Raw genomic sequence first — 24,002 nt, 5'->3', positions numbered from 1 at the left:
CACCACGCCCACGCCGAAAAGCAGCCGGCGATCTCGGCAAGGGCAGCAACGATATAGATGAGATAGGTCATGAAAAAAGGTCTCGCGGCGATGGCGAGACCTTTTTCAGCGTGCGGGCCGGCAATGGCAAGCGGCAATGGCGAGATCGCCGGAAGTCTATTCCGTATCCGCCACCTTGCGGCGGCGCGCGGGCTTGGCGGCAGGGGCTTTTGGGCGATGCCCCATGTCGCGCATGTCCAGCGCCTTCTCGCATTTGGCCATGTAGTCGCGCGTCATCGGCAAGGTATCGTTCTTCTTGGCAATCTGGATCTGGAAGATCACCAGGTCCTGCCAGCGGAAGGCGGCTTCAGAGGCCGCCAGATAGAACTCCCACATGCGGCAGAAGCGCTCGTCGTAAATCGCCTTGGCCTTGTCGCGATTGGCAGCGAAGCGCTGGCCCCAGTGCTTCAGCGTATCGGCATAATGCAGCCGCAGGATTTCGATGTCGGTGACGACGAGGCCCGACTTCTCGATCGCCGGCATCACCTCCGATAGCGCAGGGATGTAGCCGCCCGGGAAGATATACTTGCGGATGAAGGCGCTGGTTGCCCACGGCACACCGGAGCGGCCGATCGTGTGCAGCAGCATGACGCCGTCCGGCTTCAATAGCGTCGCCGATTTGTCGAAGAAGGTGCGGTAGTGGTTGACGCCGACATGCTCGAACATGCCGACCGATACGATGCGGTCGAAGCGCTCGTTGAGTTCGCGATAATCCCTCAATTCGAAATGCACGCGGTTTTCCAGACCTTGCGCATGGGCCCGGTCGGTGGCGACGCCATGCTGTTCGGTCGATAACGTCACACCTTGCACGTCCACGTCGAAGGACTTGGCGAGATAGAGACCGAGCCCGCCCCAGCCGGAACCGATGTCGAGCACGGTTTGGCCGGCCTTCAGCCTGAGCTTGGCGGCAATGTGGCGCTTCTTGGCAGCCTGCGCCTCATCGAGCGTCATATCCGGCTGCTCGAAATAGGCGCAGGAATACTGCATGTCCTCGTCGAGGAAGAGCCTGTACAGGTCGCCCGACAGATCGTAGTGGCGCTGCACGTTGCGGCGCGCGCGCGCCGCCGTGTTGATCTGCTGCAGGCGGCGGAAGGCGTGGCGCAGGCCCTCGATCGCTTTCGACCAGGTGGCATCGATGCCGCCGCTACCCATGTTCTGGAAGGCGATGCGCATGACCCCCAGCACGCCGCCCTCGAGTATGTCGAGTTCGCCGTCCATATAGGCTTCCGGCACCGCCAGCATCGGATCGAAGGTAATGGCGCGCTCGGCATGCGCGGTCTTGATGTGCATGTGCACCGGCTCGCCGCTGCCGTCGCCGAACATCACCGACAAGCCCTTGGGTCCGGTGACTTTGAGATTGCCGGTGCGCACCAGGCGGTCGAGAACGCGTTTCAGCAGAATATTCATGACCAAATGTCCCCTCTCGGTCAGACAGCCTGTCCTACTCTGCATCAACATATAGGGTTTCGAAAAGTTCCTGTTGGCACAAAAATGCCCGGGCGAGGCGCCCGGGCATTGGTCCAGAAATAACTGGAAGCCGACGAAATTGTTTAGAGCGCCGCGCTGACGCCCTGTGACGTGCAATCAGCCGTTGTCTTCACCGCCTTCGAACTCGGCATTGGGGTCGAAGAAGTTGTCAGGGCGCGCATTGTCATTGATGTCTTCGCCATAGATGGCTTCGGCGGTGGTCAGCATCTCGCCCTTGGCCTGGCGCTCGGCTTCGTCGGCCGTGCGGGCGATGTTGAGCGTGATGGTGACCTCGACTTCCGGATGCAGCGCGATCGCCACGTTGGTAAGACCGATGGTCTTGATCGGCTGGTTGAGCAGGATCTGGTTGCGGTTGACCGAAAAGCCTTCCGCCGTCAGCAACTCGGCGATGTCGCGGGTCGACACCGAGCCGTAGAGCTGGCCGGTTTCGCCGGCCGAACGCACGGCGATGAAGCTCTTGCCGTCGAGCTTTTCCGAAACCTGCGTGGCCTCGGACTTGCGCTCGAGGTTACGGGCTTCGAGCTGGGCGCGCTGGCCTTCGAACTTCTTTTTGTTGGCTTCGTTGGCGCGCAGCGCCTTGCCCTGCGGCAGCAGGAAGTTACGGGCGAATCCGTCCTTGACCTTGACGGTGTCGCCCATCTGGCCGAGGCGGGAAACGCGCTCGAGAAGAATGACATCCATGGTTTTGTTCCTTCGTTTGGGCGCCAAAATCACTGGCATCGACGCCGAATTGTCTGGAACAGGTCAGGAAGCAGAGGGCGTCGCCGCCAATGTCGCTGTCCTGCCTGTCGCGGCAGTTAGAGGTCTTCACCTCAACCCGGGGTTTGATGGTAGACCCCGCGGCGCCCGTCGCCGTGGGAAAAAGCGGGCGGCGAACCGCCCGCTGAAAGAGTGTTAGCGAACCACGTAGGGCAGCAGGCCAAGGAAGCGGGCGCGCTTGATCGCCTTGGCGAGTTCGCGCTGCTTCTTCTGGCTGACGGCGGTGATGCGCGACGGCACGATCTTGCCGCGCTCGGAAATGTAGCGCTGCAGAAGACGTACGTCCTTGTAGTCGATCTTGGGCGCGTTGGCGCCGGAGAACGGGCAGGTCTTGCGGCGGCGGTGGAACGGGCGCCGGGTCGGGATCTGGTTGATGTCGACCATTATTCTGCACCCCCTTCAACACCTTCGCGCGGACGGCGCGGACCACGGTCTGCACCGGCGTCGCCACCGAAGCTGCGCGGCGGACGATCGCCACGGTCGCCGCGATCGCGGTCGCCGAACGAGCGCGGGCCGCGGTCACGGTCGCCGAAGCCACCGCGTTCCGAGCGCTCTTCGCGCTTCTGCATCATCGCCGACGGGCCTTCCTCATGCGCATCGACCTTGATGGTGAGGAAACGCAGCACATCTTCGGACAGGCCCATCTGGCGCTCCATCTCGTTGAGCGCGGCCGGCGGGCAGGTGATGTCCATCAGCGTATAGTATGCCTTCCGGTTCTTGTTGACCCGGTAGGTGAGGGACTTCAGTCCCCAGTTCTCGACCCGGCCGACGGACCCGCCATTAGCTGAGATGACGCCCTTGTACTGTTCGACAAGCGCATCGACCTGCTGCTGCGAGAGGTCCTGCCGGGCAAGAAACACATGTTCGTAAAGAGCCATATTGTTCTTTTGCCTTTCTTCGTTTCTCTCCCGGTTCCCGGCGGCAAAAGCCTCTGCAACTTCTCTGACCCGCCGATCCCTAAAGGAGGCGGGGAAGAAAGGAGCATGACGAGACGGTCGAGAGCGGAGACACGGGAGGCGGAAGCGCTTCTGGCCCCACACGAAGGTTTCGAAAAACCTCCGGCCCTCCGTTCAGCCCCCAGCAAGGACCGGCAGATTGCGGGCGTCTATACAGGAATCCGGCTGGATGGCAAGGGCGAGCCGAAAATCCGCCGCTGCAAGGACGACATGTCGCGCGGCAGCTTTAGCTTGTATGCGGGACCAGCTTCTTCACCGTTTCCGGGAAGAAATCGGGCGCTGCGTGGCGCTTGCCGAACATCATGTCGTATTGCAGCAGGCGGAAATCGCGAATGGCCGGGTCGATTTTCTTCTTGCGCGCCCAGTCCGGCGTGGCTTCGCCCGCCGGCGTCAACAGCAGATTGCGGTCGACGACACGGTAATGCTCGCGCATCTGGCCGAGGAAGCCGGTGTAATAGGGGTGGCTGATCCCGGCCGTGGTCAGGATATGGTAGGGCAGGAAGGCGGGGCTTACCGCGCCCATTTCCGCGGCCGGTCCGGTGCGGTTCGACCATACGATCAGCGGCGTCTGGTGATGCCGCAGCATCTGGTCAGGCGACTCCTTGCGCGGCGCGACATTGTCCTTGAGGAAGCCGGTTTCGACATAGACCGGACCGAGCGGCGGCAGATGGTCGCCGAAGAAGGCGATGACCGTCGGCCGCTGGCGGTTCTTCGCCCATTCGACAAGGCGCTCGAGGCCCTTGTCGGCGTCGGATGCTCCCTCTGTGAAGCTCAGCAGCGAATCCTTCGCCCATTGGCTGGTCGGCGCCTGCACCTTGTGGGTCGGATTGTAGTAGCGATTCGGCTCATAGGGACCGTGGTTCTGCAGGCTGACGGCGAAGAAGAAGAACGGATCGTCGGTGGCGTCGGCCTCGCGGATGATCTCGTCGGTCATCGCCGCGTCCGAGGCCAGCGGCCCGCGCTTTTCGAGATATGGCAGGTTTTCCTCCGACTTGAAGTCGTCGAAACCGAAATCCGCATAGACCGGCGTGCGGTTCCAGAACCAGCTCGTGCCCGGATGGATGGCGCGCGTCTCATAGCCTTGGCTCTTCAGGAACGTGGCCATCGACGGCACCGGCGCGCGGACATATTGCTGGTAAGGGATGCTGCCGGCCGGCAGGAAGGCATTGGAAAAGCCGGTCAGCGCCTCGAACTCGACATTGGCGGTCATGCCGCCGAATTCGGGCGAGAACATCGAGCCCGAGCGCAGCGTCCGCACATTGGGAATCGGATCGGGCGTGATGGTGACGCCGGGCAACTCGGTCGGATCCCAGAAGGATTCGCTCATGACGATGATGACGTCGGGCTTCTCGGCCGGTACGGAGACCGTCACGTCAGGCCTGTCGATTGCCGCGATCGACTTGTCGGAATAGCCCGCAGGCGCCGAGACGTGGGCCATCGGCACGTTGAGCGCGAAGGCGAGCGCGAAGCCGTTGGAGGCGTAGTTTTCCTTCTGGTCCCACATGATCGGGATGATCTGCAACCGGTCACGCGTCCACGAGAAGGTCGCGTAATCCATGATTGAGACGAAGAAGGCGAGCAGCGGCACTGTCAATGTCAGCCGGGCAAGGCGGCCCTTACGGCTGAGCGCCGGTACCCGGCGGCGCCATAGTCGCCAGCCATAGACGAGCAGCGATAGGCCGCCAACGATGCCGACCGCCATAGCGATGGCGGTCCCCGGGCGTTCGCGCACCAGAAGCGGCATCAGCGCCACGATCTGGCGTGAATACAAGAAATCGGTCGGATAGAGCGGATCGCCGAGATAGAGCGATTTCTGATGGCCGACAAAGGCCAGCGCCAGCGTCAGCGGCGCGACGATCATCAGGCTCTGGTGGCTGCGGCCGAGCACGGCATCGAGACCGATGAGGATCAACGCGAAAATGATGATGGTGGTCCAGCCCGGCTTGAACGGCTGCAGGAAGAAGGCGACGGTGCCGGCAAAGTCGCCGCGCACGATCAGTTCGACCGCAAACACCAGAATGGCGGCAGCGAGCAGGCTGACGAGGCCATAGCGGATAACGGGCCATTTCCGGCCCGGCAGATAGCCGGTGGCCGGATCGCCTTCCAGAAACTGTGGCGCGGCCTTGCCGGCGCCTTTCCTAGTCCTTGCCAACTTACAATTCCCCCGACCATACACAAAAGCGTCATTGAGCTGTCATCGATATGTCACAAAAAGCTAGCGCCTGTGGCTGAAATAAGAAGAGCCAGCAAACGAATCGTGAGCGATTTTCATCATGAGTGATCGACAAAAAGCCTTTTGGAACAGGCACTCGGCCAGCGATGCCGAGCCGGAGCGGCCTGAGTTGGGCTGATGGCGGACTTGACTTGCCCGCCTGCCTTGCGTCACAGGCAGGAAAAATCAGCCGCTTAGGAGCCACAGATGGCCGTCGCATTCACCTTTCCGGGACAGGGCAGCCAGGCTGTCGGCATGGGCAAGGACCTCGCCGACGCCTTTCCGGAATCGCGGAAGATCTTCGAAGAGGTCGACGACGCGCTCGGCGAAAACCTGTCGAAGCTGATCTGGGAAGGGCCGGAAGAGACGCTGACGCTGACCGCCAATGCCCAGCCGGCGCTGATGGCTGTGTCGCTTGCCGCAATCCGGGCTATGGAATCGCGCGGCTTCTCGCTGAAGGACAAGGTCGCCTATGTCGCCGGCCATTCGCTCGGCGAGTATTCGGCACTTGCTGCCGCCGGTTTCGTCTCGATCGCCGATGCCGCCCGGCTCTTGCGTATCCGCGGCAATGCCATGCAAGCGGCAGTGCCGGCCGGCGAGGGCGCCATGGCGGCGATCATCGGGCTGGAACAGGCCGATGTCGAAGCCGCCTGCGCTGAAGCGGCCAAAGATTCAGTTTGCCAGATCGCCAACGACAATGGCGGTGGCCAGTTGGTGATCTCCGGCGCCAGGGCGGCGGTTGAACTGGCGGCGAAGCTGTGCACGGAAAAGGGCGCCAAGCGGGCGCTGATGCTGCAAGTTTCTGCGCCTTTCCATTCGGCACTGATGACACCGGCGGCCGAGATCATGCGCGAGGCGCTGGCCGGGGTGACGAAGAACGCGCCGTTCGTGCCTGTAGTCTCCAACGTGTCGGTCACCCCGTCCAGCGATCCCGACGCCATCGCCCGCCGCCTGGTCGAACAGGTGACCGGCCGCGTGCGCTGGCGCGAGACGGTGGAGTGGTTCGGCGCGAATGGCGTTGCGACGCTTTACGAGGTGGGCGCAGGCAAGGTGCTGTCGGGACTGGCTCGGCGCATCAACCGCGATATCGCCACAGGCGCTGTCGGCACGGCGGCGGATGTCGAGGCGGCATTGGCGGCGCTCGCATAACCGGCCACGATTTGACCCCACCCGTGTGAAGGGTGTTCTCTTAGATCAGGAGACAAGACATGTTCGAATTGACTGGCCGCAAGGCGCTCGTCACAGGCGCATCAGGAGGGATAGGCGAGGCGATCGCCCGGGTGCTGCATGCGCAGGGCGCCATCGTTGGCCTGCACGGCACCCGCGTCGAAAAGCTGGAGACGCTGGCCGCCGAGCTCGGCGACCGGGTCAAGCTGTTCCCGGCCAACCTTTCCAACCGCGACGAGGTCAAGGCGCTCGGCCAGAAGGCCGAGGCCGATCTCGAAGGTGTCGACATTCTCGTCAACAACGCCGGCATCACCAAGGACGGGCTGTTCGTGCGCATGGCGGACGCCGACTGGGATAGCGTGATCGAGGTCAATCTGACCGCCGTGTTCCGGCTGACCCGCGAGCTCACCCATCCGATGATGCGGCGCCGGCACGGCCGCATCATCAACATCACCTCGGTGGTCGGCGTCACCGGCAATCCCGGCCAAACCAATTACTGCGCTTCCAAGGCCGGCATGATCGGCTTTTCCAAGTCGCTGGCGCAGGAGATCGCCACCCGCAACATCACCGTCAACTGCGTCGCCCCGGGCTTCATCGAATCGGCGATGACCGACAAGCTCAACGACAAGCAGAAAGAGGCGATCATGGCGGCGATCCCGACACGGCGCATGGGCACCAGCGCCGAAGTCGCTTCCGCCGTCGCCTACCTCGCCTCCAACGAAGCTGCCTATGTCACCGGCCAGACCATCCACGTGAATGGCGGCATGGCGATGATTTGATAAAAGTCAGTTGCATTCACATTTGGCGTTCGTCCAGCAAACCGGCGACGTTTCCCCGTGGACCTCACCCTCTATGCATGATGCCTGCTTACCTGCCGGGCAGGTAACCTGACAGCCCCCGCAAGCCTCGTTCGAAGGCGCGTTGCAGGAGGTTTCACGACCGGTGGGAAAAGAAGAACCGGATGATCCTCTTGAACAGGAACAAACCGACATGGTCCCCCAGACGGTAGTCCGCCACAGACCGGACCAGGAACTATTTCCGCACACCTGAGGGCACTTTTTCTGAGCGTCCGCATCGTTAAAGATAGGACCGGCCTTATGCTCGTTCGGCAATCGGTGGTTCACTTCTTTTGCGTGCACCGGCAGTGCTGTCGAAATCGCGGTGACGATCAAAAGCAAGATTGCAGCAATCGAGTTTCGCATCTTTTGCCCCTCTTTTCCCACGAAGAACAGTATTCAGCTCACTGAACGTTTCGATTTCCATTTCTGGCGGTCAGAGCGTCTCGGCAGCGATGGCGCAAGCAGTCTTTTCCTCAGGTGGACCGAACTTTGCCATTGCGGCTTTTAGATCGGCTTTGTCGAGGCCAAGCTGTGCGACAAGGGAGCTTGCAAGTGTGTTCGCCTGCTCTTGCGTCATCAGCTTTTGGCCCACCGCGGTATCGATGGTCCTGCAGACCGCTCCGATTCCACCGATCGCGGAGCCACCGACTTCGCCTATGAGTCCGCCGCCCAATGCGCCTACGACTACGCCAAGGCCTAGCACCAAAACATAAGAAAAGAAGCGCAGCATCTAACCCCCTTAAGACCACAATCGGTCAGCAGCCCGCATCCGGATCGGCGGCCTTCATCGATTTGCACATCGCATCGTCGATATCTGCTTGATCTTTGCGCACAAGGTCGCTCGGCGATGTCGGCGCAGGCGCTGAATTCTCGGGACTATCGACGAGCGTGCCAACCCCATGTCCACCAATATAGTTCCCATTGGCGTCGTAGTTGGCGTTGCCATTCTTGTCGAACGCGGGTGGCCGAGACCCCGACTCGGCTTGTGTCGGACCTTTCGGAGCTGAATAGCTCACGACTGGCTGACGGTAGCCTGCATAAGGCGTCGGATTCGTTGAACCGCAACCGGAAACAACGAGTGATATTGCCGCCAGTGCGATGAGCGACTTTGTACTGCTGAGCGCAGCCTTCCGGATAATGTTCATGAAAAACAGCATAGACCGGCACAAGTTCGTTGCAAGACCTTCATCAAGTGACGTCAGGTGAACACAATATCGGTGCCTTTATTTCACTGGAGACAGGTAAAACTCGCGGGCTTTTCAGGCGACAAAAATCGTTCATTTGCCCCCGTGCGTCTGCCCGTGCCACATGTACGACTCGAACTGGGTCCGGTTGCCGCTTCCCATTTCAGGAGGAACACCTTGTGAAAAAGTTTCCATCGGCATTCTTCTCGGCGGCGTTGGTCGTCTTCCCAGGCATCTCTCTCATGCCGGCTGCGGCAGCGCCTCACACTGTAGACTGCAGTTCGGTCAAGAATAGGTATGTGGAATGCGCGGCAAGGTATGCTGCACCTGTGCTTGTTATGCAGAAATCGTGGCGCCCATGCATTCTGAACAACACATGGGGATACAACCCAGAGACAGGTTATATCTGGGTTACCGGCGGTTGCCGGGGGTGTCTTCGCTGACCAGCATGGCTACCACCACGGGCAAGCCGGCGGCATGGACCCACGTGCAAGGCGGTACAGCAACCAGGGGAATTTTATCGGCTACGGCCCTTTGATCGTGGTGAAGAGAAATACGATCAACCAGAAGGTGATGATTCAAAAGAATGAACTGACAATCATCAATAATCCTCACGATACCGCACGTGTAGCGGACCCGGAGGCAACGCGCGAGATAGATTCGACGCCACAATTCGATAGGAACGGGGAACCGAATTTCGACACGGAGGGTAACTATATTGGCCCCCACGGTCTCGGCGCGTTGGTCGACGCCCCCGAGGCGGAAAGTGCGGCTTCAAGTGGCGATGATCAATCGCTGGGTCAACAGGGCAATGGGGGTGACGTTGACGGGACCGAAGACGAGGCCTGCGGCGGCGATAGAAGTCCGTGCCCTTGACCTGCTCCTGTCATGGACACTGTTCGCGAAGTAATTTTCCTTCGCGTTCGCTCCTCGTATCCGAACAGATTGCCTCACGCTATTCGACTGTATTGAATGAACTCACGATCTGATTTGGCCTGACCCGCAAACTGCGCTTTCGCCGGTCGCCCAGCGCCGTTTTCTGCGCTTCCGCGGCCCTTGGACTTGTAGGCCGGCTCCGCTCCGGCTCTCGACAAAACGCTGCTTGTCTTGGCAGAGCGAGTTATTGGGCAAGCCTCGACTGCGACACTGGAAAAGAGACCATTTCGTCTTGGACGCGCGGCGTTTTTCGTGTAATGCGGCCCGCAACCCGGCGGTTCGGGCAAAAACCGGTCCGGTGCCGTTGCGTTTCCGGCAGGACCATCTTTCAGCTTGATTAGCGGCATTCTGCCCGCTAACGAAGACAGACAACCAAAAGACGAGGATGCCCAAATGAGTGACACCGCAGAGCGCGTCAAGAAGATCGTTATCGAGCACCTTGGCGTCGATGCCGATAAGGTGACGGAGCAGGCGAGCTTCATCGATGATCTGGGCGCGGACAGCCTCGACACGGTCGAACTTGTCATGGCGTTCGAAGAAGAGTTCGGCGTCGAAATTCCCGACGATGCGGCCGAAACCATTCTGACTGTTGGCGATGCAGTGAAGTACATCGACAAGGCTTCGGCCTGACGCTATTTGCAGTCATCACCGAGGAGGACCTGCGATGAGGCGTGTCGTCGTCACGGGCCTTGGGCTGCTTTCGCCGTTCGGCATGGGCTTCGAGCATAGCTGGAAGAAGCTTCTGACCGGCCGCAGCGCAGCCAAGCGCATCACCGAGTTCGAGGTGGAGGATCTTGCCTGCAAGGTCGCCCACGTCATTCCGCGCGGCAACGGTGATAACGCCACCTTCAATCCCGAGGCCGTTCTCGAGCCGAAGGAACTGCGCAAGATCGGCGACTTCATCCTTTACGGGATCGCGGCCGCCGACGAGGCGTTGAAGGATTCGGGGTGGACGCCGAAAACGCATGAGGAGCAGTGCGCCACCGGCGTGCTGATCGGCTCCGGCATCGGTGGCATCGAAGGCATCGCCGAGAACGCGATGATCCTGAAGGAGCGCGGCCCGCGCCGCATCAGCCCGTTCTTCATCCCCGGCCAGATCATCAATCTCGTCTCCGGCCAGGTTTCGATCCGGCATGGGCTGAAAGGCCCTAACCACGCCGTTGTCACCGCTTGCTCCACCGGCGCGCACGCCATCGGCGATGCCGCCCGGCTGATCATGTGGGGCGATGCCGACGTAATGGTCGCAGGCGGCGCCGAGGCGCCGGTGACGCGGCTTTCAATTGCCGGTTTCGCTGCCTGCCGTGCACTGTCCACCGACCGCAACGACGCTCCGGAAACGGCCTCGCGTCCCTATGATCGCGACCGCGACGGCTTCGTCATGGGCGAGGGCGCCGGCGTCGTCATTCTGGAGGAGCTGGAGCATGCCAAGGCGCGCGGCGCCAAGATCTATGCCGAGGTCACCGGTTACGGCCTGACCGGCGATGCCTATCATATCACCGCGCCGGCCGAAGATGGCGACGGCGCCTTCCGCTGCATGGTAGCGGCGCTGAACCGGGCCAAGCTGACGCCCGCAGACGTCGACTACATCAACGCGCACGGCACCTCGACCATGGCAGACACGATCGAGCTCGGCGCCGTCGAGCGGCTGGTCGGCAACGCCGCGTCGAAAATATCGATGTCGTCGACCAAGTCGTCGATAGGCCATCTTCTGGGTGCGGCGGGCGCCGCCGAGGCGATCTTTTCGATCCTCGCCATTCGCGACAACATCGCGCCGGCCACCATCAATCTCGACAACCCGGAGCGCGAAACGGCGATCGACCTGGTGCCGCACAAGCCGCGCGCCCGCCAGGTCGACGTGGCGCTGTCCAATTCCTTCGGCTTCGGCGGCACCAACGCCTCGCTGGTCTTCCAGCGCTACAATGGCTGACCGGTCCGCCGACCGGCACGGCTCGCGCGTGTCGTCAATTTTGCCATATTCGCCCCTACTCTGCCCAAGGGGATTCGTTGCAAGATCAAACGGTAGGGCGCCATGAACACAAATTCGGCGGACAACGGGGAATTCGGGCAACGGTCCGCACCGTCGGGTCCGATCGTGCCGAAGACGGCCAGCGAGGCATTACGGCCTGAAGCCGGCACACCGCCGCCCAAGCGCTCGCGCGCTTCGCGCAGCCAGTTCGTGGTGTTCATGAACTTCGTCATCTCCTTGGTGATGCTGTTGGTTCTGGCGGCCGGCTTTGCATTGTATTTCGGCAAGCAGGAATTCAACGAGCCCGGCCCGTCGGCCAATGCCGACACCTTCCTGGTCAAACCGAGCACCGGCGTCCAGGAAATTGCCGAGCAGCTCGAGCGGCGCGGACTGATCAGCGACGCGCGCATCTTCCGCCTTGGCGTGCGTGCCTTTGGCAATGACGCCGCGCTGAAGGCCGGCGAATACGAGATCAAGCCGCAGGCCTCCATGCGCGACATCATGGAGCTGCTGAAGAGCGGCAAGTCGGTGATGTATTCGCTGACCGTCCCCGAGGGGCTAACCGTCGAGCAGGCGCTGCAGCGCATCGCCGATCAGGCAGCGCTCGACGGCGATATGCCTGCGACCATTCCACCCGAGGGCAGCCTTGCTACCGACACGCTGCGTTTCACCCGCGGCGCGACACGCCAGCAGATGGTCGACAAGCTTTTGGCGGATCAGAAGAAGCTGGTCGACGACGTCTGGCAGCGGCGCGCTCCCGATCTGCCTCTGGCCAGTGTCGATGACTTCGTCATCCTGGCTTCGATCGTCGAGAAGGAGACGGGCAAGGGCGACGAACGCTCACGGGTCGCCGCCGTCTTCCTCAACCGGCTGGCCAAGGGCATGCGGCTGCAGTCAGATCCGACCATTATCTATGGGCTGTTCGGCGGCAAGGGCAAACCCGCCGACCGCCCGATCTACCAGTCGGACATCAAGAAGCCGACGCCCTACAACACTTATCTGATCAACGGCCTGCCGCCGACGCCGATCGCCAATCCCGGCCGTGCGGCGCTGGAAGCGGTGGCCAACCCGTCGAAGACCGACGACCTTTATTTCGTCGCCGACGGCACCGGCGGACACGTCTTTGCTGCAACGCTCGCCGAGCACAACGAGAACGTCGCCCGCTACCGGGCTCTCCAGAAGAAGCTTGCCGATGAAGCCGCCAAGGCCGGCGCTGCCAAGGCCGACGCCGCCAAAGTGGAAGGTCAGACCGATGCGCCGGTGGACGGCGATACGGGAGCGGCGCAGTAGCGCCGGACGGTTCTGGGATCGTCCCTCCGATTCGTTTGACGGCAGGGACGTGCCGATTTTTTAATCCGGAGCGCCTTGCGTCCGATTCGGCGCGAAAAGGCGCTCCAGCATTTTGAAACCGCATGATCTGGCCGGAATCGCTTCCGGGGTCATGCGCCAGGGGGTCGCAAGGGCAACATGAATTTGCAGAGCATGACCGGTTTTGCACGGGCTGTCGCCGAACATGACGGCACGTCGATCGCCTGGGAGGTCAAGTCGGTCAACGGCAAGAGCGCCGAGGTCAGGCTGCGGCTGCCGCAGGGCCTTGAGCGACTGGAGCCGGCCGTCAGACAGACGGTGCAAAAGCGCTTCTCGCGCGGCAATTTCCAAGCAACGCTGACCGTCGGCCGCGCCGCCGGCCAGCAGGCGCAGCCCGTGGTCAACGAGGCCTTCCTGAGGGATCTGGCGGAGTTGGCCAAGCGGCTGCAGGAGCAGTTCGGCGCAGCGCCGGCGACAGCCGACGGGCTGCTTTCGCTACGCGGTGTGCTCGACATCCCCGAAACCACCGAAACCGAAGAGGCGCGGGCGGCACTCGACAGCGCGATTCTCTCGGCGCTCGAAGTGTCGCTGGGCGGGCTGGAGCAGGCACGCCAGGGCGAGGGCGCCGCACTGCGCTCGTTGCTGTCCGGCCATATCGACGCCATCGAGGCGCTGACGCTGCGCGCCGAGGCCGATCCGTCGCGTGAGCCGGCGGTGATCCGCGAACGGATTGCCGAGCAGGTCCGGCTGCTGATGGATGCCTCCGCCAATCTCGACGCCAGCCGGTTGCATATGGAAGCGGCGTTCCTGGCCACCAAGGCCGACATCCGCGAGGAGATCGACCGGCTGAAGACGCATGTCGCGTCCGGCCGGGTGCTGCTGGCAGGCGGCGGCGCCATCGGCCGCAAGCTCGATTTTCTGGCGCAGGAATTCAACCGCGAATCGAATACGCTGTGTTCGAAGTCGAACGCCGCTACGGTCACCGCCATAGGGCTGGAGCTGAAGGCGGTCGTCGACCAGTTTCGCGAACAGGTCCAGAATCTGGAGTAACCCTGATGGTCGCCAAGGAGCCGATGGTTGCTAAGGATTTGGGCTCCCGTATTCGCCGACGGGGCCTGATGCTCGTGCTGTCGTCGCCGTCCGGTGCCGGCAAGTCGACGATTGCGCGCAATCTCCTGGAAAGCGATTCTAGCCTCGAACTGTCGGTCTCCGTCACCACGCGGCCGCGCCGCGGCAGCGAAATCGAGGGCGTCCATTATCATTTCCGCACCATGCGTGAGTTCGAGCGGCTGCGCGATTCCGACGAACTGCTCGAATGGGCCGAAGTGCATGGCAATTGCTACGCGACGCCGCGTGAGCCGGCCGAACTGGCGCTGGCACAGGGCCGCGACATGCTGTTCGACATCGACTGGCAGGGTGCCCAGCAGCTCAAGGAGAAGATGCGCGCCGATATCGTTTCCATCTTCATCCTGCCGCCCTCGATGAAGGAATTGAAGGCACGGCTGAAGCGCCGCGCCGAGGACCAGGAATCGGTGATCGAGACGCGTCTGAAGAACGCCCGCAACGAGATCGAGCACTGGAAGGAATATGATTTCGTCATCATCAACGACGATCTCGATCGTGCCTTCGCCGAAGTGCGCGGCATCGTCATCGCCGAGCGACTCAGGCGCGACCGCCGGCCCGGCCTGTTCGATTTCGTCTCGGGCCTGCTCGACGAGAAGACGGATTAGGCGCCTTCCTTCTCCCCGTAAACGAGGAGAAGAGCTACACTGCGTTGGTCAACCGCACGAATTCTTCGATATCAAGCGTTTCGGCGCGCCGCGTCGGATCGATGCCGGCGCGCGTGAGCAGGGCTTCGCCGCCGAGGCCCTTGACGCTCTGGCGCAGCATTTTGCGGCGTTGGCCGAAGGCCGCTTCGGTGACGCGGCTGAGCTTCTTGACCTCGGCGGGCAGGGGACTTGCCCGCGGCACCAGATGCACCACCGACGACACCACCTTGGGCGGCGGCGTGAACGCTTGCGGCGGCACGTCGAAAGCGATCTTTGCTTCCGTCCGCCAGCCTGCCAGCACACCCAACCGGCCATAGGCATCGCTGCCGGGGCGGGCGACGATGCGCTCGGCCACCTCGCGCTGGAACATCAGCGTCATCGATGCGTAGAAAGGCGGCCAATCGGCAACGGTCAGCCAGCGCACCAAAAGCTCGGTACCGATGTTGTAGGGCAGGTTGGCGACGATCCTCACAGATCCGTTGCCCCCAAGCGCCCCTTGGGCAAGCGCTGCAAAATCCGTCTTCAGCGCATCGCCGGCAATGATCTCCAAACGGCCCGGATAGTGATCCGACACCTCCGCGAGCGCCGCCAGGCAGCGCTCGTCGCGCTCGATGGCGATGACCCGACCAGCGCCGTGGGAAAGCAGCGCCCGGGTTAGGCCGCCGGGACCCGGACCGACCTCGATCACCGTGGCGTCCGTCAGGTCGCCGGCGGTGCGCGCGATCTTGCCGGTCAGATTGAGGTCGAGCAGGAAATTCTGGCCAAGCGCCTTTTTTGCCTGCAGCCCATGGCGTTCGATCACCGCGCGCAACGGCGGCAGCCCGTCGATGCTCATGCGACCGCTCTCATGCAAAGCCTCATGCGATGGCAGCCTTCGTCCCGGTGTCGGCAAGCCTGCGGGCGAGCCTTAGCGCCGCGATCAGGCTGTCGGCCCGGGCTATGCCCTTGCCGGCGATATCGAAGGCGGTGCCGTGATCCGGTGAGGTGCGGATGAAGGGCAGGCCGAGCGTGACGTTGACCGCCTCGTCGAAAGCCAGCGCCTTGGCCGGGATCAGCGCCTGGTCGTGGTACATGCACAGCGCCACATCGTAGCCGGTTCGGGCGCGGGCATGGAACAGCGTGTCGGCCGGCAGCGGCCCGAAAGCATCGATGCCTTCTGCCCTCAGCCTGTCGATCGCCGGGCGGATGATGTGCTGATCCTCGGCGCCCATCGCGCCGCCTTCGCCGGCATGCGGATTGAGGCCGGCAATGGCAAGCCGAGGCTTGGCGATGCCGAAACGATGTTCGAGGTCGGCAGCGGTGATGCGGGCGGTCGCAACGATCAAGTCCGTCGTCAGCGCTTTCGGCACCTCGCTCAACGCAATATGGATGGTGACCGGGACCGTGCGCAATTCGGGACCGGCAAGCATCATCACCGGCATTGCTTCGGCGCCGGTGTGGAGCGTCGCCAGATGCGCCAGATACTCGGTATGGCCGGGGAAACGGAAACCGGCATCGTAGAGCGGCTTCTTGGCGATCGGGCACGTGACAACAGCCGCTGCGCGACCGCCAAGGCAGTCGTCAACAGCGCGGTCGATCGCCTCGATGATGCCGGCGGCGTTGGCTGGGTCCGGCCGGCCGGGGTCGTCGACGAAGCGGGCGACTAGCGGCACGATGGGCAGGGCGCGTGTAAAGACGCGCGCCGCTTCGGCTGGCATTGTCTCCGTGATTGGCATATCGGCGACGAGCCGGCGCGCCCGTGCGGAAACCAGCGCCGGATCGGCGAGAAGATAGAAGGGCGGCACACCGGCGCTGTCGCGCGCCTGCCAGGCGGCAATGGCGATCTCCGCCCCGATGCCGGACGGGTCGCCGACGCTCAACGCCAGCGGAAGCTGTATCTCTGGCACGCCCAGGGTGTCTTAGCGCTCGACGATGCGGGCTTTCTTCCGCAACTCCTCGACGTACTTCTTGGAGAGCTCGTCGGCGTCCTTGCCGGTTGCGCCTTCGCTCTGGAACACCATCTGGGCGGCCTTGTCGTCGGACACTTCGCGTGACGAGCAGATGCCGATGAACTCGACCCCGCGATCCGTCTCGCGCGTGCTGGTGGCACCCCCGACCTTGGTGGCTTTGATCTGGTCGGCCCATTCCGGCGGCAATTGCGGCGCCAGCACCCGGCCGAGATCGCGAACGGTGACGTCGATCAGGCCCTTGGCAAATTCGCGCGAGGTGTTGCAGCCGTTGAAGCGGGCGCGCATGGCGTCAGCCTCGCGCTTGCGCTTGGACAGCGTAGCGCTGCGCTCGGCCGCCGGCACGACGAAGATGACTTGCTGCAGCATGTATTCCATGGCGGTCGGCTTGGCGCCGCCCTTGTCGAGCATGCGCCTGACTGCGTCCTGCTCGCTCATGGCGCCGCCGCCGCTCTCGGAGCGATGGCGCGCGGTCAGCGCCTGATTCCAGGCCATCTGGGAGCGGATGAACTCCTTGAAATGCTCCTTGCCGACGCCGGACTGCGCCATGACGCCATCGAGTTGCTTGAGCTGCATCTTGTTGGTCGTGGCAAAGCGCTGATAGGCGGCGTCGACCTGGGCGTCGCTGATGCGGATGCCGAGACGCTTGGCTTCGGCGACGCGCAGCGTCTGCTCGATCATCTCGTCGGCGGCGTCGCCTTTCTTGCGCTGCAGGCGCAGGAAGGCAGCCCGATGCTGGATGTCGCCGGTGGTGATCGGTACGTTGTTGACGACGTATTTGATCTGGCTGGCGAAAGCCGGCGGCGTCATCATGGTGATCGAGGCCGAGGTCGCCGCCACCAGCAGCGCGAACCCTGCCGAAAAGAGGTATTTCCTCATCGAAAGCATCCCAATTCTATCTCGGTTCCGGCCCAATTCTATCTCATTATGAGGGAGCTGAAACCCGTGCCTGCCCTATGCGGCGAAACGATGTCGTTAGAGCGACGTGCGTCCACTTGGGCGCACAAGGTACTCTCTAAACACTTTGAATCTACGCATCGTGCTTTCCGAAAATCAATTCCGACTTTCGGGCCGACACGTTGGCCGCCTGTTCCGGCCGTCTGCTGCTGGCCAGCCGTCTGCTACTGGCTAGTGTCTGCTACTGAATGGTGTCGATGGAGCTTTGTGACGAGCCGAAATCGCCGAGCGTGCGGAACGACAAGTTGAAACCGATGTTCTGCGACACTTCCTTGGTTTCCAGGTCGCGGGATTCTGAGAACGTCATCAAATAGGTGAAGCATGAATCACTATAGGCAAAGCCGACCCCGTCCTTGACCAGGACACTTTGCTCCAGATCGTAGGTGCCGGTGCCGAAGACACGCCAGTTCTCGGCAAGTTGCGTCGAGGCGCCGAGCGTGACCTCATGGCGATCGGTCGTGAAGCCATAGAGCGGCTGCGCCTGGATGAAGGCATATTTGGCGCTGAGCGAAATCGGCAGGCCGGAATAGGCTGCTTTCACCTCGGCGCGGCGAACCTCAAGGCTCTGCTCGTCGAAACGGCCGCTGACCGAGCCGGAAACTCCGCTGGGGCTATTAAAGCCGACGAGGCCGACATAGTCGGAGGTCTCGGTCTCAAGACCGGAATCGGCTCCAACATTGACCAGGTCCGGCGAATCGAAGGAGTTGCGACCGCCCAGCTGGTAGGATTGGCCGAACAGCGCGTTGGTGCTCCAGCCATTGTCGTAGGCGCCGGAATAGCGCAGCCCGACATTGGCGCGCGTGCCGCCTTCCATGCGATCGTAGCCGGAGAACTTGTCACGCTCGAACAATGTCGTGGCGTCGAAGACGAAGCTCTGGGCGTCCTCGTTGGGGACAGCGAGGCCACCGACATATTGCTCGTTCGGACGCACGAACACCTGCGCCATCGGCTCGAAGATGTGGCTGGAGCTGGTCGACGAGAACAGCACCGGCCAGCGCATTTCCAGCCCGGCGGTCGCCATGTAGCGGGCGAGTGATGTCCGCATGTCATCGCTGGCATTTATCTCCGGGTTCATCGCCATCTGGTTGATGGCGGTGAGCGAGGCCGAGGACGCATTCACATAACCGACGTCGCCGCGCAGCGCCAGCAGCGGCGTCAGCAGCAGCCCGCCATCGGTGGTGAAGGTGCGCTTCCATTCCGCTTCGGTGGTGAGGCGGCCCGACTGGCCCTCGATGCCGCGGACATTATTAACGGACGCAGCGTTGTTCGGATCGGAAAGGATCCTATCCAGCCTTTCACGGCTGATGGCCTGTGCGTTGACGTTGAACGACAATTGCCCGCCGCCCACAGCCATGTCGGGGATGTAGGCGTAGTCGAGCGAGGGCAGCACCCAGGGCTGCTTGCCGGCGCGCGCGGTCGGATCGTCAGGGAGCGTCTTTTCCTGGACCTCGAAGCGCATGGCGCGCACGTCGAAATAGTTGCGGCCATTGAGGCCTGTCAGGTAGATCGAGGAGTGGTGCACGCTCTCGTTGAAGTCTTCGATGGCGTAGGTGCGCGAGAAGTTCTTGTCGGTCTGCAACAGGACATCCCAGCCGAAGTCCCAGCGCGGATTGATGGCGAACTGACCCTTGGTGCCCATCATGCCGCGGAACTTGTTCGGGTCGCCGGCCGAACCTGAATCGACATTGTTGCCGTGGCTGTCGATGAATTCGTCGGGGTCCTCTTGCCGGATGCCGGCGACCTTCAGGCTATACTGGCCGTTGTTGAAGCGCTGGCGCCACTCGGCCTCGCCGAGGAAGCCTTGCTTGGTGTAGCCGCTGCCGGTGACGGTGAGGTCATAGGTTGGTGAGAGCGCGAAATAATACGGGACTTTGACGCCGACGCCGAGCTCGCTCTTGTAGGCAATGCCGGGAATCAGGAAGCCGCTCTTGCGCTTAACGGTAGGGTCGGCAATCTCGAAGGCCGGCAGATAGGCAAGCGGAAAGCCGAAGAACTCGAAATTCGAATTCTCGAAGCGAACCGTCTTCTTCTCGCCGTTCCAAATGATCTTTCTGGCTTTGATGCGCCAGGTCGGCGCTTTGTCTGGTTGGTCCTCGCATGGCTCGCAGGCCGTGTACACGCCGTTGTGGAACGTCGTCAGCACGCCGCCCATGCGTTCCGCGCTTTCGGCGGCGAAATATGCCTTGTCGACGGTTTCGACACGCAGCGCGTTGACGAAGCCATCAGCGAAATCGTCGGTGATGTCGACATGCTGCGAATAGATCTTGGTGCCGTCGCTGTTGATGACCTCGACATTGCCGCTGGCGACGAGGCGCTTGGTGTTGCGATTGTACTCGACCCGCTGGGCGACAAGGCGGTTGCCGCCATAGTCGATCTGGACGCCGCCGACGGCCGTTACTGTCTGGTTGTCGTTGTCATAGACCAGCGTATCCGCCGCCAGCAGCATTTGCGAGCCGGCGGGGACGTCGGCTGCCATGTCGCTGATATCCTGGGCAGAAGCCGGAATATTCGGGACGACGCAAGCGAGCAGGCATGCCAAGGCGCTCGCCCCATAGAGGCGCGCCAAACCGGCCTGCCTATGGATGCGCAAAACCGCCCCCCTCACTAGCCGTCTTCCTTGTACAGCAAGAAAGTCACCCCGAAGAACATAGCCACGACAACCGGAACCCATGCAGCCACGACTGTGGGTACGAATCCCGCCACGCCGAATGCCTTGACCAGCACCGTCACGACATAAAGCAGAAACCCAGCCAGGACGCCACCCAGAATCATCGTCGCGGATTGTCCCATCCTCGCAAATCGCATCGACACCGTTGCGGCAATCAGCGTCATGGCGACGAGAAGGAACGGCAGCGCCACCAGCGAATCAAACTGCATGGCAAAGGCATTTGCCTTGAGGCCGAAGGAGCGGGCAACCTCGATCTTGCTGGGCAGATCGTAGAAAGGGATGGTTTCCGGGCGCGCCAGCCGCTCTTGCACGAATTCGGGCTTGAGATTGGTCGACACCCGGTCGCTTGCCACCGATTGGATGTTGCCGTCCCGGAAAACCTTGACGTCCTGCAGTTCCCAGTAGCCATCGCGCAAAAAGGCGTGCGCCGCGTCCTTGCGTTCGACGATGTCGCCTTGCGGGCTGAGGATGAAGAAGACGGCATCGGCCATCTCGAGGCCCTGATTGAGAATGGCGCGCGCGCCGATGATGGTATCGCCGGTACTGGTTTTCTGCCGGATCCAGGGCTCGGCGTCGGCCGACACGGCGTTCGACTTGCCGGAGCGGAGCTGGGTTTCGATCTTTTCGGACCAGGAAAACGCATGCGCGGCGATCGGATTGATGACGCCGACCGACAACACGCCGAACAGCAGCGCCCCGATGCAGCACGGCAGCAGGAATTGCCATGCGGATACGCCGGCGGAACGCGCGATGACCAGTTCATATCTGCGATTGAGCGAGACCAGCGTCGCCATCGCCGAGAATAGCCCGACGAACGGCACCGTCTGCAGCATGATCATCGGCATCCTCAGCGCTGAAATGGCGAACGCCGTCCCGTAGGTGAAGCCCGGCAAGCCGGTCGTGCGACCGGAAAGCTCGGTGAAGTCGATCAGGAACACGAGCGCCAACAGGCCGATGAAGAACCAGATGGTGATCGTCACGTAGCGGAAGAAGAAGTATCTACCCAGGGTCCAGCCCATTAGCGTGTCCAGCCCATTAGCCGGCCCCTTGGCCAGAAGCGCCACGCCTGGCGAAGCGAAGCTTGATGGCGCTCCAGCCGTCACTGAAGCGACCGGCGAAATTCGTCATCCAGTCGGCCCAGGCGACCGGCAGCTCCATGGTCCGGTTGGAGACTATGAACCATGTCGCGACCGCGGACGCCACGATAGGAACGCCGTAGACCATATAGGCATATTGCGGAACGTTGTCGGCTTTACCGGCGGCAAAGAAACCAAGCCAACGTACGAAAAGCGCAATCGCGATGGCCGTGATCAGCGGATGGATGCGCGCCTCGCGATGGGACCGCGCATCTCCCGCGACCGCAAGCGCGATCAGCGCGAAGACAAGTGAATAGGACCATTCGGAAAAACGCTGGTTGAGCTCGGCCAGATACCTGTTCGGCTTTTTTTGGAACGCCTTGTCGTTCGGACTGGGATTGAGCAGGTATTGGGTCGTCCGGTCCTTCGGCAAAAGCAACACGTCCGATGAGGCCGACATGAAGGCGGACAGGTCGAAGGCATAGGAGGTGAATCGGATGACCGAAAGATCGCCGGTCAGCGTTTCGCGATGGATGACGCCGTCGTTCATCATCAGCACCTTCTCGTCGCCGTTTTCGATGATGGCTCCGGTCTTGGCGTAGTAGATGAGGTTAACGCCTTCTTCGCGCGAATCGGCGACGAAGATGCCGCCGAGGCGGTTGTCCGGAAGCCGCTCGCCAATCTGCAGGAACAGGCCGTCGTCGATCTTGCGAAAGGTGCCTTCCTGGATGATCAGCGACAACAGATCGGCACGCGACGACGCCACCAGCTGGCGGTTTTTCTGGCGTGCATACGGATCGACGCCGTTGTCGACGGCGAACGACAAGACGCTGGCCGCCAGCGCCAGCAGCATGATCGGCCTGACGATGGTCCAGCGCGAGGCGCCCGCGGCGTTCAAGACGGCAAGCTCAGAATCGGAATTCATCGCGCTCAGCGTCTGAGCGACGGCGACCACCAGGGCGAAAGGCACGACAATCGGGATGATCGACGGAATGATCAGCGCAGCGACCTCGAAGAAGGTCAGCGCCGACTGGCCGCTGTCGGTGACGAGATCGATGCGGGCGAGCACCTGCGTCGTCCACACGATCGCCAGCGTCCAAATAAGCGCTGCCAGGAACACCGCCAGCGCGCGACGCATGATGTAGCGTTCAACGACCTTCATAGAGGCTTTTCTCGATTTTGCCGAACGGCATCATGCCTCCAGACAAAGTAGTCGTCCGGCGACGCCTGCACAACCGGTCCCGTTTGGCGGTTCGATCTGGTTTCCCGTCCCACATCGTTATTCCCGGTGGCCGGAGTGTCGGCGGCAATGGATAAGAAAGGGCGAACATCGATGGTTAACAAGAGGTTGCGGCAGGAAAGCGGGGCCGTGCCGCGACGAATCGCCGTCGATTCCATCCGCCATATGGGATCTGATTCCGGCAAAGTCTTGCCAAATGCCGGAAAACGACCAAATGTCGCGCCGATCACGGTCATGGCCGCCGTGGCCGCGACGGGTACAGACATGGAAGCAGAAGTAACAGAATTGCGCGGTCAAACCGGCCAGGAATCGATTTTTCACGGTGCGATCGTGATCGGCGCCGGCGCGGCGGGGCTGGCCGCCGCCCATGCGCTGAAAAAGGCCGGCGTGCCGACGCTTGTCCTGGAAAAGGAAAGGCGGCTTGCCGAGCCCTGGTACCGGCGGCACGAACGGTTGCATCTCAATTCGCATCGCGATCTCTCGACGCTGCCTGGCGTCGACTATCCCGCAGGCACCCCCGCCTTTCCCCACAAAACAGCAGTCATCCGCCACCTGAACGATTTCAGCCAGGCGCACAATCTTCCGATCCGGCTTGGCGTCGCCGTCGAGGAGATCGCGTTCAACGGCGATCAATGGACCGTTGAGACCAGTGCCGGGCCCCTGCCGGCGCATCATGTCGTCGTTGCCACCGGGCGCGACCGGCAGCCGTTCATTCCGCAGTGGAAGGGCGCCGACGACTTTGCCGGCCGCATCATGCATTCGGCGGATTTTGGCAAAGCCGAGGATTATGCGGGAAAAAAGGTGCTGGTTGTCGGCGCTGGCAATTCGGGCTTCGACGTGCTCAATCATCTGGCGGGGGCGAACGCCGCCTCTATCTGGCTGTCGGCGCGCAACGGCCCCTCGCTGCTGCCCAAACGCATCGGCAAGATCGCCGTCCACAGGCTTTCGCCGTTCTTGGCGCGATTGCCGGTTTGGCTCGCCGATGCGGTGATGGCGGCAACGCAGCGCCTGGTTTTCGGCGACCTGACGAAGTTTGGCTTGCCGCCCGCGTCCTCGGGGGGCGCAAGCCGCCTGACCGACGACTACACTGCGATCGCCACCGACGACGGCGCCGTTCGCGCCATCAAGGCCGGTCAGGTCGTGGTACTGCCGCAGGTAAGGGAATTTACCCGCGACGGCGTCATCCTCGACAACGGCAACCTGATCGCTCCCAATATCGTCATCGCGGCGACCGGCTACCGCACCGGGCTCGAACGCATGGTTGGCAAGCTCGGCGTCCTCGACGGCAGGGGCGTTCCCCTTTTCAACGGCGGCGAGACCGACCCGAAATTGCCCGGCCTGTGGTTTACCGGCATGCGGCCAAGCATTCGCGGTTGCTTCGCCAATGCCCGAATTCAGGCCAAGGCAATCGCGCAGCAGATCGTCAGGCAGAGGCGATGAACTGAAAAATAGGGTGGTGCTTGCGGTCGGAAACGGCCAAGTATCGGGTTTC

Annotated in this window: 24 protein-coding genes; 9 read left to right on the top strand and 15 right to left on the bottom strand. The window is 62.2% G+C overall.

Annotated features, from left to right (window positions below):
• Positions 1 to 156 precede the first annotated feature (156 nt).
• The 5 genes from EOB36_RS14865 to EOB36_RS14845 form a co-directional block, all read right to left on the bottom strand.
• Complete coding sequence (locus EOB36_RS14865) at positions 157 to 1,446, bottom strand: cyclopropane-fatty-acyl-phospholipid synthase family protein (RefSeq protein ID WP_095483190.1); 1,290 nt, start codon at positions 1,444 to 1,446, stop codon at positions 157 to 159.
• Positions 1,447 to 1,623: 177 nt separating this feature from the next.
• Positions 1,624 to 2,208, bottom strand: a complete 585-nt coding sequence (gene rplI, locus EOB36_RS14860; RefSeq protein ID WP_095483191.1) for a 50S ribosomal protein L9 — start codon at positions 2,206 to 2,208, stop codon at positions 1,624 to 1,626.
• A 213-nt stretch (positions 2,209 to 2,421) separates the two neighbouring features.
• On the bottom strand, positions 2,422 to 2,670 hold the full coding sequence (rpsR, locus tag EOB36_RS14855) for a 30S ribosomal protein S18 (RefSeq protein ID WP_006203718.1): 249 nt from the start codon (positions 2,668 to 2,670) through the stop codon (positions 2,422 to 2,424).
• Positions 2,670 to 3,164: a 30S ribosomal protein S6 gene (rpsF, locus tag EOB36_RS14850; protein ID WP_029354402.1), complete on the bottom strand. Its 495-nt coding sequence runs from the start codon at positions 3,162 to 3,164 to the stop codon at positions 2,670 to 2,672. Before rpsF ends, rpsR begins: the two co-directional genes overlap by 1 nt.
• 304 nt (positions 3,165 to 3,468) lie before the next feature.
• On the bottom strand, positions 3,469 to 5,394 hold the full coding sequence (locus tag EOB36_RS14845) for an LTA synthase family protein (RefSeq protein WP_095483192.1): 1,926 nt from the start codon (positions 5,392 to 5,394) through the stop codon (positions 3,469 to 3,471).
• A 267-nt stretch (positions 5,395 to 5,661) separates the two neighbouring features.
• Here EOB36_RS14845 and fabD point away from each other — a divergent pair, with 267 nt between their 5' ends.
• Both fabD and fabG read left to right on the top strand, forming a co-directional pair.
• Positions 5,662 to 6,603 (top strand): ACP S-malonyltransferase, encoded by a 942-nt coding sequence (fabD, locus tag EOB36_RS14840; protein ID WP_095483193.1) that lies wholly within the window; start codon positions 5,662 to 5,664, stop codon positions 6,601 to 6,603.
• Between the two features lie 59 nt (positions 6,604 to 6,662).
• Entirely contained in the window at positions 6,663 to 7,400 is a 738-nt protein-coding gene (gene fabG, locus EOB36_RS14835; protein ID WP_095483194.1) for a 3-oxoacyl-[acyl-carrier-protein] reductase, read from the top strand.
• A 316-nt stretch (positions 7,401 to 7,716) separates the two neighbouring features.
• Here the strand turns inward: fabG and EOB36_RS35150 are convergent, their stop codons facing one another.
• From EOB36_RS35150 to EOB36_RS14820, 3 genes are read right to left on the bottom strand one after another with little or no spacing between them, the layout of a single operon-like run.
• Entirely contained in the window at positions 7,717 to 7,884 is a 168-nt protein-coding gene (locus tag EOB36_RS35150; RefSeq protein ID WP_245329755.1) for a hypothetical protein, read from the bottom strand.
• Positions 7,885 to 7,893: 9 nt separating this feature from the next.
• Complete coding sequence (locus tag EOB36_RS14825; RefSeq protein ID WP_095483195.1) at positions 7,894 to 8,190, bottom strand: hypothetical protein; 297 nt, start codon at positions 8,188 to 8,190, stop codon at positions 7,894 to 7,896.
• Between the two features lie 25 nt (positions 8,191 to 8,215).
• Positions 8,216 to 8,617, bottom strand: a complete 402-nt coding sequence (locus EOB36_RS14820; protein ID WP_095483196.1) for a hypothetical protein — start codon at positions 8,615 to 8,617, stop codon at positions 8,216 to 8,218.
• Positions 8,618 to 9,121: 504 nt separating this feature from the next.
• Between EOB36_RS14820 and EOB36_RS14810 the strand changes: the two genes are divergently transcribed.
• From EOB36_RS14810 to gmk, 6 genes are all read left to right on the top strand, one after another.
• Complete coding sequence (locus tag EOB36_RS14810; protein ID WP_095483198.1) at positions 9,122 to 9,520, top strand: hypothetical protein; 399 nt, start codon at positions 9,122 to 9,124, stop codon at positions 9,518 to 9,520.
• A gap of 453 nt (positions 9,521 to 9,973) precedes the next feature.
• Positions 9,974 to 10,210 carry an acyl carrier protein gene (locus tag EOB36_RS14805; RefSeq protein WP_006203723.1) on the top strand — a complete coding sequence of 79 codons (237 nt, stop codon included), beginning with the start codon at positions 9,974 to 9,976 and terminating at the stop codon, positions 10,208 to 10,210.
• 34 nt (positions 10,211 to 10,244) lie between these two features.
• Positions 10,245 to 11,507 carry a beta-ketoacyl-ACP synthase II gene (fabF, locus tag EOB36_RS14800; RefSeq protein WP_095483199.1) on the top strand — a complete coding sequence of 421 codons (1,263 nt, stop codon included), beginning with the start codon at positions 10,245 to 10,247 and terminating at the stop codon, positions 11,505 to 11,507.
• 102 nt (positions 11,508 to 11,609) lie between these two features.
• Entirely contained in the window at positions 11,610 to 12,836 is a 1,227-nt protein-coding gene (mltG, locus tag EOB36_RS14795; protein WP_128285120.1) for an endolytic transglycosylase MltG, read from the top strand.
• A gap of 177 nt (positions 12,837 to 13,013) precedes the next feature.
• Positions 13,014 to 13,904: a YicC/YloC family endoribonuclease gene (locus tag EOB36_RS14790; RefSeq protein ID WP_095483201.1), complete on the top strand. Its 891-nt coding sequence runs from the start codon at positions 13,014 to 13,016 to the stop codon at positions 13,902 to 13,904.
• A 5-nt stretch (positions 13,905 to 13,909) separates the two neighbouring features.
• Positions 13,910 to 14,584, top strand: a complete 675-nt coding sequence (gmk, locus tag EOB36_RS14785) for a guanylate kinase (RefSeq protein WP_164759298.1) — start codon at positions 13,910 to 13,912, stop codon at positions 14,582 to 14,584.
• Positions 14,585 to 14,618: 34 nt separating this feature from the next.
• Here gmk and rsmA read toward each other — a convergent pair whose 3' ends face one another.
• From rsmA to EOB36_RS14750, 7 genes are all read right to left on the bottom strand, one after another.
• Positions 14,619 to 15,458 carry a 16S rRNA (adenine(1518)-N(6)/adenine(1519)-N(6))-dimethyltransferase RsmA gene (gene rsmA / locus EOB36_RS14780; RefSeq protein WP_095483202.1) on the bottom strand — a complete coding sequence of 280 codons (840 nt, stop codon included), beginning with the start codon at positions 15,456 to 15,458 and terminating at the stop codon, positions 14,619 to 14,621.
• Between the two features lie 22 nt (positions 15,459 to 15,480).
• Complete coding sequence (gene pdxA / locus EOB36_RS14775) at positions 15,481 to 16,509, bottom strand: 4-hydroxythreonine-4-phosphate dehydrogenase PdxA (protein ID WP_095483203.1); 1,029 nt, start codon at positions 16,507 to 16,509, stop codon at positions 15,481 to 15,483.
• A gap of 12 nt (positions 16,510 to 16,521) precedes the next feature.
• Positions 16,522 to 17,457, bottom strand: a complete 936-nt coding sequence (locus EOB36_RS14770) for a peptidylprolyl isomerase (protein ID WP_164759297.1) — start codon at positions 17,455 to 17,457, stop codon at positions 16,522 to 16,524.
• Positions 17,458 to 17,707: 250 nt separating this feature from the next.
• Positions 17,708 to 20,131 (bottom strand): LPS-assembly protein LptD, encoded by a 2,424-nt coding sequence (locus tag EOB36_RS14765; protein ID WP_164547244.1) that lies wholly within the window; start codon positions 20,129 to 20,131, stop codon positions 17,708 to 17,710.
• A complete protein-coding gene (lptG, locus tag EOB36_RS14760) occupies positions 20,131 to 21,213 on the bottom strand; it encodes an LPS export ABC transporter permease LptG (protein ID WP_095483301.1) in 1,083 nt (360 codons plus the stop codon). The genes EOB36_RS14765 and lptG overlap by 1 nt, the downstream gene beginning before the upstream one ends.
• Before the next feature lie 16 nt (positions 21,214 to 21,229).
• On the bottom strand, positions 21,230 to 22,432 hold the full coding sequence (gene lptF / locus EOB36_RS14755) for an LPS export ABC transporter permease LptF (protein WP_095483204.1): 1,203 nt from the start codon (positions 22,430 to 22,432) through the stop codon (positions 21,230 to 21,232).
• Positions 22,429 to 22,746 carry a hypothetical protein gene (locus tag EOB36_RS14750; RefSeq protein ID WP_126107128.1) on the bottom strand — a complete coding sequence of 106 codons (318 nt, stop codon included), beginning with the start codon at positions 22,744 to 22,746 and terminating at the stop codon, positions 22,429 to 22,431. The genes lptF and EOB36_RS14750 overlap by 4 nt, the downstream gene beginning before the upstream one ends.
• Before the next feature lie 28 nt (positions 22,747 to 22,774).
• Between EOB36_RS14750 and EOB36_RS14745 the strand changes: the two genes are divergently transcribed.
• A complete protein-coding gene (locus EOB36_RS14745; protein WP_128285119.1) occupies positions 22,775 to 23,950 on the top strand; it encodes an NAD(P)/FAD-dependent oxidoreductase in 1,176 nt (391 codons plus the stop codon).
• The last annotated feature ends 52 nt before the right edge of the window (positions 23,951 to 24,002 follow it).

This window comes from Mesorhizobium sp. M6A.T.Cr.TU.017.01.1.1 (assembly GCF_004023115.1).
Taxonomy (GTDB): Bacteria; Pseudomonadota; Alphaproteobacteria; order Rhizobiales; family Rhizobiaceae; genus Mesorhizobium; species Mesorhizobium mediterraneum.
The sequence above is the reverse complement of the archived record's forward strand: the minus strand, read 5'-3'. Positions and strand labels throughout refer to the sequence as shown.